Here is a 12,309-nt window from a genome sequence, read left to right on the forward strand (position 1 = left end):
AGCGCTCACATTTTTGAAAGCTTGCTCACAGTTTCAATCCAAATGTGTACAATTTCCCACACTCGCTAATGATAAATTACATTTTAACTTGGGCTTTGTCGCTCAGCTGCTATGGTTCTGGCTGCATAAAAATCTAACAACAGCAAAATTACTTACATTTTTGAGAGGGTATTTGTGGGGGCGCTTATCGCGTTTTAGCAGGCTTTTACCGCTCATGTTAACCACTATTTTGAGGATAAAGGAATGATCTTTAAACCTTACGGACTTGCTGTGTTGAGCGCTGCATTAATATCGCCACTAAGCTCAGCTGAAGTCTTACAAAAATTTGAGTTAGAAAATGGCAGCTTACTGCCAGGTTACTCAAGTGCCATCGATAGCCCATTTAATGGTATTGCTGCTTATGCTAATAACGATGGCGTAGAGGTTCAAGCTCAATTAAGCAATGTTCCAGGGCAGTTTAGGCTCGATATTCGCGGGGCGAGTAGTGCCAATAATGCCGCAGGTATTAGTGTGTATTTGGGCGACAAAAAACTCGGCTCTACCGAGTTTTCGGGTACGGCCGCATCGGTAAGCAGTATCAACTTCAAGTTAGATGCACAAACCAGCTCATCAACCCTACAGTTTAAGTTAGAAAGCGATAACGGTAGCAATGACACCTATTTAGATTGGTTTGAATTGCACCGTGTTGGAGATATAGCGTCACTTCCTGCTGCTCCTGTATTACCAAATACTGGCGCTTATGAGAGCGGTATTTACCGAAATATGTTCCAAGAACTCGGCTATTCTAAAGCCGAAGTGGATGCCAAAGTCCAAGCGGTTTACGACCAGTTATTCCACAGCACCGATACGACCAATCAAGCTATTTTCATCCCAGTTGGTAATGATATGGCCTATATCTGGGATGTCGGTAATAACGACGTGCGCAGTGAAGGAATGTCTTACGGCATGATGATGGCGGTACAAATGGGCCGTCAAGAAGACTTCAACAAATTATGGAAGTGGGCCCATACCTATTCACTCAATAAATCAGGCAATAACAAAGGTTACTTTGCCTGGAAAGTGAGTACTGCGGGTAATGTGCAAGATGCCAACCCTGCACCAGATGGTGAAGAATACTTCGCTACCGCGCTGTTTTTTGCCTCTAATCGCTGGGGCGATGGAAGCGGTATTTACAACTACCGTGAGCAAGCCAACCAAATCTTAAAAGATATGTACGGTAACGGCCAAACTCGCTATAACAACCAAGGCCAGTTAGAAGAATTCAGTTTGTTTAGCCATGAAGACAAACAAATTGTATTTTCTCCTGCCACGCCAAGCGATAGAAATTGGACAGACCCTTCTTACCACTTGCCTGCGTTTTACGAGTTATGGGCGCGTTGGGCGGATAACAACAACAGCTTTTGGGCTGACTTAGCGCTTACTAGCCGCGCGTTTCTAAAAACCACAGTGAATGCAGAGAATGGCTTGAGTCCTGATTATGCTTATTTTGATGGTCGCCCACATGGCGAGTTTCAAGCGCATAAAGTGACCTTCCAATACGATGCATGGCGCACCGTGGGTAATGCGGCCATGGACTTTGCTTGGTGGAACAATGACCCATGGCAAACCACTTATGTGAATAGTTTACAAACCTTTTTTAAAGGTGAAGGTATTGATTCCTACTCAAGCTTGTATGAGTTAAATGGCACACCTTATCAAGGCAACTCTGACCATTCACCGGGTTTGGTGGCAATGAATGCGATGGCCAGTTTGGCATCAGATAACCAACGCTCTTGGGAGTTTGTACAAGCGCTATGGGATACGCCAGTACCAAGTGGTAAATGGCGTTATTACGATGGCACTTTGTATATGTTTGGTATGTTGGCACTGAGTGGTAATTACCAAATTATCTGCCCAGCAGGAGAGTGTGATGCGGTAACTCCTCCGCCAGTGGGTAACCGCCCACCAGTAGCTGTTAACGATAGCGCAAGCACCCAGCAGGATACGCCAGTAACGGTAGCGGTGCTAAACAATGATAGAGACCTAGACGGCGATAGCCTAAGCATTGCTAGCTTTACTCAGCCAAATAATGGTGCAGTAAGCCAAGTGGGTGATACCTTAAATTACACGCCTAATAGTGAATTTTTTGGCGAAGATAGCTTTAGTTACACTATTACTGATGGTGAAGAAATCGCCAGCGCTAATGTGACAATTGCGGTGCAAGATTCTAGCGTAAATAACCCGCCAAGCGCATGTTTTAGTGTTAGTAGTGAAGCAGCGACTGTTGGCCAAACTGTGAGTTTTGATGCTGCATGCTCTAACTATGTAGACAATGACAGCTTAAGTTTTAGCTGGGACTTTGGCGATACCAATGGCTCAACCGGTGCAGCTGCTAGCCATAGTTACGCCAGCGCAGGAACTTACCACGCAAAGTTAACGGTAACTGATGCTAATGGTGGCAGCGATAGTTTCACCTCTAGCATTACTGTGACGAGTGCAGGTAGTGGCGCTAGTTGTAGCTATAGCATTGATAATGAATGGAATAGTGGCTTTGTTGCCAGTATTACAATTGCTAACAATGGCAGCGCGGCAATTAATGGCTGGGAAGTGAACTGGGCTTATGTAAACGGCTCAACAGTGACCAACAGTTGGAATACCCAACTTGTTGGTACTGACGCGTACACCGCTAGCTCATTATCTTGGAATTCTACTATTCAACCGGGTCAAACGGTGAGCTTTGGAATGCAAGGCAACAAAGGTGTAGTGAATACGCCAGCAGAGTTAGTTACCGTGAATGGTACGGTATGTAACTAACATAAAGCTGTAACAACTATGTTATTAAACAAAGGGAGGCTGCGGCCTCCCTTGTTATTTTTATTTAACACAATACCGCTTTTAAATACCTTCAAATCCTTACTTCTAGATTTAGAATGCTAATTGTTAGCGTTAACATTTTGTTAATGCCGCTCACACTTTAGAGTGTTTTTTGTACGATCTTTCTTTTGCTGCTAACGATAGTTTTCATTTACCCTTGGCGTATTTTTAGTCACTGCTAAAGTCTGTGCTGCATATAAAACAAAAAATAGCTAGCTCTTCCAAATTAAGAGCTAAATAGCAACTTAAGCCAAATATTATTTTGGCGGTTGCCAACTATGCAAGACACCATATATGAGGATAAAAGGAATGATCTTTAACAAAACAGTGCTGGCGGTGCTGAGTTTAGGGCTATTATCGCCCATTTGCTCGGCCGAGCTATTGCAAAAATTTGAGCTAGAAAATGGCAGTTTATTGCCGGGCTACTCGGGCGCTGTCGACAGCCCCTTTAACGGCGTAGCCGCTTATGCCAATAACGATGGCGTAGAAGCGCAAGCCCAATTGAGTAACGTACCTGGGCAGTTTAGATTAGATATTCGCGGAGCTAGCAGTGCCAATAATGCTGCGGGTATTAGCGTGTATTTAGGTGGCAAAAAACTGGGTGCTACCGAGTTTTCAGGAACCAGTGCGTCAGTTAATAGCATTACTTTTAAGCTTGATAGCCAGCCTGCTAACCCAACCTTACAGTTTAAGCTTGAAACCGATAATGGCAGTAACGATACCTTTTTAGATTGGTATGAATTACACCGAGTGGGTGATATAGCTGCTCTTCCTGGTGCGCCTGTGCTACCAAGTGCCGGTGCCTACGACACTGGCGTGTATCGTAATATGTTCCAAGAATTAGGCTACTCTGCTGCCGAAGTAGATGCCAAAGTTCAAGCTGTTTACGACCAACTATTCCATAGTAGTGATATTGCCGATAAAGCCATTTTCATCCCAGTAGGCAACGATATGGCTTACATTTGGGACGTTGGTAACAACGATGTTCGTAGTGAAGGGATGTCTTACGGCATGATGATGGCCGTGCAAATGGGCCGTCAAGATGACTTCAACAAGTTGTGGAAGTGGGCGCATACTTACTCTTTGAACAAATCAGGAAATAACAAAGGGTACTTTGCTTGGAAGGTAAGCACTTCAGGCAATATTCAAGATGCTAACCCTGCGCCAGACGGTGAAGAGTATTTTGTTACGGCGTTATTTTTTGCCTCAAACTTATGGGGTGATGGCAATGGTATTTATAACTACCGAGAGCAAGCCAACCAAATCTTAAAAGATATGTATGGCAACGGCCAAACTCGCTATAACAACCAAGGCCAGTTAGAAGAGTTCAGCTTGTTTAACCATGCTGAAAAACAAATTGTATTCTCTCCTGCCACGCCTACCGACAGAAACTGGACTGATCCGTCTTATCACCTGCCCGCTTTTTATGAGCTATGGGCACGTTGGGCGGATAACAACAACAGTTTTTGGGCTGATTTAGCTGTGACCAGCCGAGCTTTCTTAAAGTCTACCGTTAATCCGGCAAATGGCTTAAGTCCTGATTACGCTTACTTTGACGGCACACCACATGGCGATTTTCAACATTGGAAAGATACTTTCCAATACGACGCTTGGCGCACTGTAGGTAATGCCGCAATGGACTTTGCTTGGTGGCAGAATGACCCATGGCAAACCACCTATGTAAATGCTTTACAGAGCTTCTTCAAGGGTGAAGGTATAGACTCCTACTCAAGCTTGTATGAGCTAAATGGCACACCATACGAAAACAACTCTGATCATTCTCCTGGTTTAGTATCGATGAATGCTGTGGCGAGTTTGGCCTCAGACAATCAGCGTTCTTGGGAATTTGTTCAAGCGCTTTGGGATACCCCGGTACCAAGTGGTAAATACCGCTATTACGACGGTACCTTGTACATGTTTGGTTTCTTAGCGTTAAGTGGTAACTACCGAATTATTTGTCCTGCGGGTGAATGTGACGTGGTGACGCCTCCACCATCTGGTGGCAATAACCCACCAACAGCCAACAACGATAGTGCTTCAACAACTCAAGATACTGCGGTAAGTATTTCAGTATTGCAAAACGACAGTGATGCCGATGGTGATGCATTATCACTGACTAGCTATACCCAAGCGGGTAACGGCAGTGTTAGCCAAGTTGGCAATGCACTGAGTTACACGCCTAATGGTGGTTTTGTTGGCAGCGACAGCTTTGGTTACACCATTAGTGATGGTCAAGCTAGTGCTAACGGCACGGTAACCGTTACGGTTAGCGCTAACGATGGTGGCGGTAACCCAACTAATCCACCGGTTGATGGTGAGTTGCTTGAACAGGCGCAATTTGAAGATGGTGTTATTTCACCTTCTTATCGTCAGCCTATTACCTCGCCGTATGCAGGCGTAATCCTTTATGGAAACTCTGAATCGGTAACGGTAAACAGCAGTAATTTATCTGCTGGCGACTATAGCTTGGTGATCAACGGCTCTTCAAGCAATAACACTGCTGCAGGTATCAGCATTTATGCTGACGCGCAAAAAGTGGCTACAGCTACCTTTAGTGGTATTACTCGTACAGAGCAAACAGTCACCTTCAGCTTAGCCAGCAATGCTAGCGCGTTGAAGTTTGTACTGGAAAGTGATGTAGGCCAAAACGATACCTTGCTTGATTGGTACAAGCTATACAGTGGTAGCAGCACCGGTGGTGATACTGGCGGCGGTAATCCTGGCACGCCAAGCGAAGTGCTAGTGCAAGCTGAGGACTACACCCAGTTCTACGATACCACTAGTGGCAATGCGGGTGGCAGCCACCGTAGTGACGATGTTGATTTGCAAATGACCTCTGATGTAGGTGGCGGTTACAACGTAGGTTGGACAGCAGCGGGCGAATGGTTAGAGTACAGCGTAGATTTAGCCGCTGGCACTTATACTGTTGATGTTCGAGTTGCTTCAAGCCCTGGTGGCGGTAGCTATAACCTTAAGTTGGCTGGTCAGCAAATTGTTGGTAATACCAGCGTAAGCGCAACGGGCGGGTGGCAAAACTGGCAAAGCCAAACCACCAATAACGTTGTGGTTAGCGGTGGCAGCCAAACTCTGCGTATTAATATTCTTCAAGGTAACTTTAACCTTAATTGGATTAAGTTTACTCCAGTGAATTAAGCCTTAACCTTAGGCTTTAGATGTTAAGCATGGCAGCTGTATAGCCATGCTTTTTTTACCATTTCATCATTGGTGCAGGGCTAAATGGTTGTTGTTTAATTCGCTGCCAAGTGCGTCTTAATAACATTTTATGAAAGCCGTGATTAGGCAATGTTTGTTTAAGTTGCTTTATAAAACCCACTGGCACCCCATGTTTGACAAGACCTAAAGAAAAATCCACTAAATCGGCCTGTCGAAAGTATTCTACCAACGGGTAACGAGGATCAGTAAACGCTCTCACTTTATGGTGCTGATCGATGATAAGTGCAATCTCTTCCGACCATTCGCCTAGGTTTTGCTGTTGTAGGTAACGCTCTGCATGAATCAAAGAAGGTGGCAAATAATCCACCGTGTTATTGGTCCACAAACCAATATCGCGAAAAGCCGCAGCAATAATCAGTTTTTGGGTCTGTTGTTGATCCGGATTGGCTAAGTAAAAGCAAATGTTAAGCATACGTAATACATGGTTTTTATAAGCCAAATAGTCTTCGCCTATTTGTGTCTTATAGGGCGCTAATATTTCGTCTAAAAGTGTTATCTCTGCGCACATGTTCATGGTTTGGCTCGCCGTGTTATTAGTTTGATTTAGTATAATGAGCAGAGCAGAGGATATCTTTAGTCATAAATGACAGTTTTATGGTTGTTTACGACAAAATGCCTCTGGGTGTTTAAAGCTGGAGCTAAGTCAAAACCCTCACTCATAAATCACCTGCTTTCACTTCATGGTCTACTATCATTAATAGCAAATGAGTCTTTTCTTTTTGCCTACTAGCAGATATCTAGGCTGTTTAATTTAGTGATAAAACATATACATTGGTGAACGATGCTATTTATGTGGACCCGCATTTTAGTGCTAAGGATTGCACTTACCTTGTTTGTTTTAGCGCTTGGTCAGGCAAGTGCAAACGAGCTCAATTTTAGTCAAGAAGAGCAGCAATGGATTGACCAGCAATCGGCTATTTCTGTGGTGGCCGATGTTAACTTTTACCCTTATGCCTTTGTTAATGATGCAGGTGAATATGACGGTATTTCACGTGACTACCTAAACGAAATTGCCAAGCTAAGCGGCTTAACCTTTACCTACCAAATCGGCTTACCGTGGTTGGAGATGTTGCAAGGCTTTAAGCAGCAGCGGTTCGACATTATTCCAATGATGTTTTTTGACCAAGAAAAAACCAGTTATGTAAATTTTTCTGAACCCTACCTATTACATACCGAGTATCTGTTTACCCAAAGCAATACGCCGGTGCTTGGCTCCTTGGACGAGTTATCGGGAAAAACCTTAGCGGTAGTAGAAGGTTTTGAGCAAACCGCCTGGTTAAAACAGCGTTACCCCACCATTACACTTAAATCTTATACCGAGTTGTCACATTGTTTGCGAGCGGTGGAGAAGGGGGAGGTTGATGCTACCATTGGCGAGCTGAGTTCTTCGCTATATCTAAAAAATAAACTGCGTTTAAACAAGATCAAAAAGAACATCGTGGTCACTGGGCGTAAAAACATCCCAATATCTCTAGGCTTAGCAAAGCAATCTCCTATTTTGTTGTCTGTAATTGATAAAACCCTTAAGTCTATCGATATAGAAACCCGCAATCGCATTTCAGGGCAATGGCTTAAGGACAGCTCATCGCAAAATATTATGAATGGCGCCTTTGGTTATGGGCGTGCTCCGTACATGTATGACCAAAGCTCGGAAGCTGGCCTAGAGTATGAAATAGTTCGGCGGGTGTTTTCTTCAATGGGTTACCAGTTAGGTAATATTGAACAGTTGCCTACCTTTCGTGGCGAAGAAATCCTCAATGAAGACCAAGCATTAGATTTTTCAGCAGGGGTGCTTGAAGAAGTTGAAGGGCTGTTTTATTCCGATGACATTGTGGTGTTTAACAATGTGGCAGTAAGCCGCGCTATCGATGACTTGGAACTGACTCGCCCCAGCCAGCTTAGCGAATATAGTGTAACGGGGTTTGATGGTTCAAAACGTTTGTATTCCTCGCAAATCAATAACTCAGAAAAGCCGTTCTCTAGTTATCGAGAACATGTGGTTCAAGAGCAGTCGTTAGCTGAGTTTTTTGCTGGAGAGGCCGATATTCTGGTGGCCGATGAAGCGTTGGTTAAGTGGGCGATTAGTTACGGTGAATCTGCCAATGGCTTAGTGGTTGATTACCAATTTAACGATATTTTTGTTCAGTCTGAAGTGGGCTATAAAGTAGCGTTTAGAGATGAGCGTATACGAGATTTTTTTAATCAAGCGCTTGGTGGGTTAAAACAAAGCGACAGTTATGCGCAACTGGTTGAGCTTTACATGGCGTCTAGCTTCATCAACCAGATAAAGCGGGGTAACCTCATCGCCGATGTTGTTGCACCTTACATTTTTAATAACGATATCAAACAGCTAAGAAACATTCTTAGAGTGTTTTATAAAAACTCAAACATTCAAGGAGTGACCGTCAGTTCTGATTCACCGAATCAGGTCATCTTGCAGCTTCAAGAGCGAGATGGTGAATTACAAAGCGTAGATTTTATGCAGGTGAGTAATCTTAGCCGCCTGTCAAAAGAGAGCTTTTTGGTACAAAACGGCAGCACCGATAAAGTGGGTAATATTACGTTTTATACCGAAACCAATACCCCAGAAGCGATTATCTCTGCCAGCGTGCCAGACTTAAGCCAATTCACCATGTTAAGTGAACCGGAGTTGGCCGATATGAGGTTGGCCTACGAACGGCATGGTTTATCTGGGCAACTGCTTAACTTAACTGCAGCAGAGCAGCAATGGATACTTGAAAATCCATTGGTAAAAGTAGCGGTTGACCCAGCAGCGTTGCCTTACGAAGCATTTGATAGTGACGGCCAGTACATTGGTATTGTTGCTGATTACCTACAGCTTATTTCTGCCAGTACCGGGATTGTGTTTGAGCCGGTGGAGGTTGAATCTTGGGAGCAGTCGTTAGACTTGATTCATCAACGCGAGGTGTTGCTGGCTTCGGCAGCTTTTGGCAATACCCATTTAGAGTTGGATTACACCGCTACGTTACCTATAACCAAAAGTGAGGTGAGTTACGTAGGGCGTAAAGGTGGAAATTTAATTGATTCCTTCAACCAATTAGAAGGGAAAACCATTGGCATAATTAAAGGCGCCTCACAAACCGACGAGATTGTGGAGCGCCACTTAGATGTAGATTGGATATTTCCCAATAATACCGAGCAAGGCATTGAGTTGGTTGAGCAAGGTGAAATTGACGGCATGGTAGATACCGTGTTGGTGCTTAACTATATTATCCATCACCGTGGGTACGCCAATTTATCGGTGGCAGGAGATTTTGACAAAAATGTCTCTTCTACCTTATATGTGCTTAAAACCCAGCCTTTATTACAGTCCATTGTGAGTAAAGCCATTGCTGCAGTCACCCAGCAGCAAAAAGACACTGTTGTATCTAAATGGGCGCCGCATAAAGTGGTTGAGAAAATCGACTATAGCTTGGTGTGGCAGGTGGGGTTAGGAGCGTTAGTATTGGTGGTACTAACGCTATTTTGGAACCGCCGACTAGCAACCCATATTAAGGCGCGCGAGCAGGCTGAGTTAAAACTACAAGCTCGCGAGCAACTGTTGTTTGACATGCTCAACTCCGCACCGATAGGCGTGGCTATTGTTGCCAATGACCAGACCTTTTTCTCCAACAAAACCGCTCGCGACATGTTTGGTGTAGAAGCCGAAGACTTAGACAATTTTAATGTTGGCGATATCTACAATGACAAGTCTCAGCGAGAGGCTTGTTATGAACAGCTGAGTAAAGGCGAACCGGTGGTTAATCAGGAGATTGATTTTAAACGTACCGATGGTTCACGTTTTACCGGCTTAGCCAATTATCTCAATACCGAATTTAAAGAACACAAAGCGGTATTATTTTGGTGTTACGACATTAGTGAACTTAAAGAGCTTAATACTCAGCTAACCCTCGCCATTGACCAAGCTGATCATGCTAATCGCGCTAAGTCTGACTTTTTAGCCAATATGAGCCACGAAATTCGTACGCCGATGAACGCCATTATTGGCATGACACATCTCGCGCTAAATGCTGACTTGGACCGAAAAACGCGCAGTTACTTAAACAAAGTATCACATGCTGCGGCTTCGTTACTTGGCATTATCAATGACATTCTCGATTTTTCAAAAATTGAAGCGGGCAAGTTAGACATGGAAAGCTTGGATATTTGTATTCAAGATATTCTGCAAAACCAACTGAATTTAATTGAGCTTAAAGCGCAAGAAAAGGGCATTGAAGTTGTCACTATGGTTGAGCCCCAAGTGCCTAATAATTTGATGGGTGACCCGCTTCGTTTAGGGCAAATTTTTACTAACTTGGCCAGCAATGCGATTAAGTTCACTGATCAGGGTGAGATTGTATTTACAGTGAAATTACTGGAGCAAGCAAGCGACCAAGCCAAATTGCAGTTTTCAGTAAAAGACAGTGGTATTGGTATTTCACCCGAGCAGCAACTAAAGCTGTTTCAATCTTTCACTCAGGCGGATACGTCTACCACCCGAGAATATGGTGGCACCGGATTAGGTTTAACCATTTGCAAGCGTTTGGTTGAGCTAATGGAAGGCGAAATATGGATAAATAGCGTGTTAGGCGAGGGCACTGAGTTTGTGTTTACCGCATGGTTTCAGCTCAACCATAGTCGCCCTAGTTTACGTAATGCCTTGGGTGCTAGCAGATTAGGCGATATGCAAATATTGGTGGTAGATGATAATGAAAGTGCCGCCGATATCATGGCTTCAATTGTTTCTTCTTTTGGTCCAATTGTCAGCGTTGTGCACTCAGGAGCCGAAGCTCAACAGTTGGTCGCGAAGCAACCAGAGCTGTTTGATGCGGCGATTGTTGATTGGAATATGCCTGATATGGACGGAGTCGCAACTTGCGAAGCAATTCGCCAAGAAGCAGGTAGCCATCCTATTGGTTTCATTATTGTTTCAGCCTATGACCACGCTCGGTTCAAGCAACAAAGTGAAAACGCCGGGGTCAGTGCTTATTTATCCAAACCGATTACCGCCTCGGAAGTATTTAACGCCATTGCGCGAATTAGCGGACGAGACATCGAGTTGTATACACCGGTTGCAAAACTCAGTGATAAGTTGAGTGACGCCAAGCGTAAACTGCGTGGAGCCCATGTATTACTGGTTGAAGACAACGAGCTGAATCAAGACTTAGCCCTAGAGCTACTTAACAGTATTGATGTGAGTTGTGACTTAGCTGAAAACGGCCAAATAGCGATAGATAAACTGCGTGTTAATCGCTACGACGGGGTATTGATGGATATTCAAATGCCAGTAATGGATGGTTACTCTGCGACTCAAAAGATCCGCGAATTTGATTTGGAAATAGTGGTGATTGCCATGACCGCCAACGCCATGAGTGGTGACCGAGAAAAAGTGATTAGCGCTGGTATGAATGATTACATTAGTAAACCGATTGATGTAGAAACCATGATCACTACTATGGCTCAGTGGATTCAAGCGTCTGGTATTAAAGGGGCAGGTGTTTCCGGTGATCAGCTTGTAACCAGTGACATGGCGGTAGCCCAAAGCCTGAACCCTGAACTGATTAATCAAGTCGCTGGTCTAGCTACCTGTAATGGTAATAGCGGCTTATATCTGAAGCTGCTAACAAAATTTAGCAATAGTCAGCAGCAATTTGTCGAAGAATTTGAAGTCGCCGTTGGCGAGTTAGATTGGGAGCTCGCCACTCGACTTGTTCATACCTTAAAGGGGAACTCTGGGAATATTGGTGCGTTAGCCTTACAAGATGCAGCCGCAGAGTTGGAAGCTGTAGCTAACTCGATTAAGCAAGGCGAATTAGGGGATAGTTTTGAAAACAGCGTTGAGCGCATTCAAACATTGCTCGCTAACCTTGCTACCCAACTGCATTTGGCTTTGGGGGAGATAGCTCTATTGTTGCCTAATGCAAACCGCCCTTCAGCCACTGACGATAGCTCATTGTTCGATAAAAATATCGCACAACTTAAATCTGAGTTTGCTCAGCTCAGTTTTCAGTTAGAAGAGTGCGACGCCGATGCGGTTGAGCGGATTGATGAATTGGTAGAGTTAGCGTTCCCCGAACAGATAAAAAAACAGTTAGTGAGTATTAATCGAGCGGCGGCTGAATATGACTTTGAAGAGGCTGCCGTTAAGTTAGCGGCTCTGCAACAAAGTTTGAGTTGATTTACATCATCTTAACAACACATAGTGCAGCAAGATTACTCTGA

4 protein-coding genes are annotated in these 12,309 nt (G+C 44.2%); 3 read left to right on the top strand and 1 reads right to left on the bottom strand.

The genetic code is table 11. The features are described from left to right. The first annotated feature begins 243 nt into the window (after positions 1-243). Both ACLD71_RS11395 and ACLD71_RS11400 read left to right on the top strand, forming a co-directional pair. Positions 244-2,793: a glycosyl hydrolase family 8 gene (locus ACLD71_RS11395; RefSeq protein WP_411990779.1), complete on the top strand. Its 2,550-nt coding sequence runs from the start codon at positions 244-246 to the stop codon at positions 2,791-2,793. Positions 2,794-3,162: 369 nt separating this feature from the next. After that, the gene (locus ACLD71_RS11400; RefSeq protein WP_411990780.1) at positions 3,163-6,006 is read left to right on the top strand and encodes a glycosyl hydrolase family 8; all 2,844 of its coding nucleotides are present in this window, start codon (positions 3,163-3,165) and stop codon (positions 6,004-6,006) included. A gap of 55 nt (positions 6,007-6,061) precedes the next feature. Here ACLD71_RS11400 and ACLD71_RS11405 read toward each other — a convergent pair whose 3' ends face one another. Then, positions 6,062-6,601 carry a hypothetical protein gene (locus ACLD71_RS11405; protein WP_411990781.1) on the bottom strand — a complete coding sequence of 180 codons (540 nt, stop codon included), beginning with the start codon at positions 6,599-6,601 and terminating at the stop codon, positions 6,062-6,064. Between the two features lie 276 nt (positions 6,602-6,877). Between ACLD71_RS11405 and ACLD71_RS11410 the strand changes: the two genes are divergently transcribed. Continuing rightward, the gene (locus ACLD71_RS11410; RefSeq protein ID WP_411990782.1) at positions 6,878-12,265 is read left to right on the top strand and encodes a response regulator; all 5,388 of its coding nucleotides are present in this window, start codon (positions 6,878-6,880) and stop codon (positions 12,263-12,265) included. Positions 12,266-12,309 lie beyond the last annotated feature (44 nt).

This window comes from Agarivorans sp. DSG3-1, from assembly GCF_046774965.1.
Classification (GTDB): Bacteria; Pseudomonadota; Gammaproteobacteria; order Enterobacterales; family Celerinatantimonadaceae; genus Agarivorans.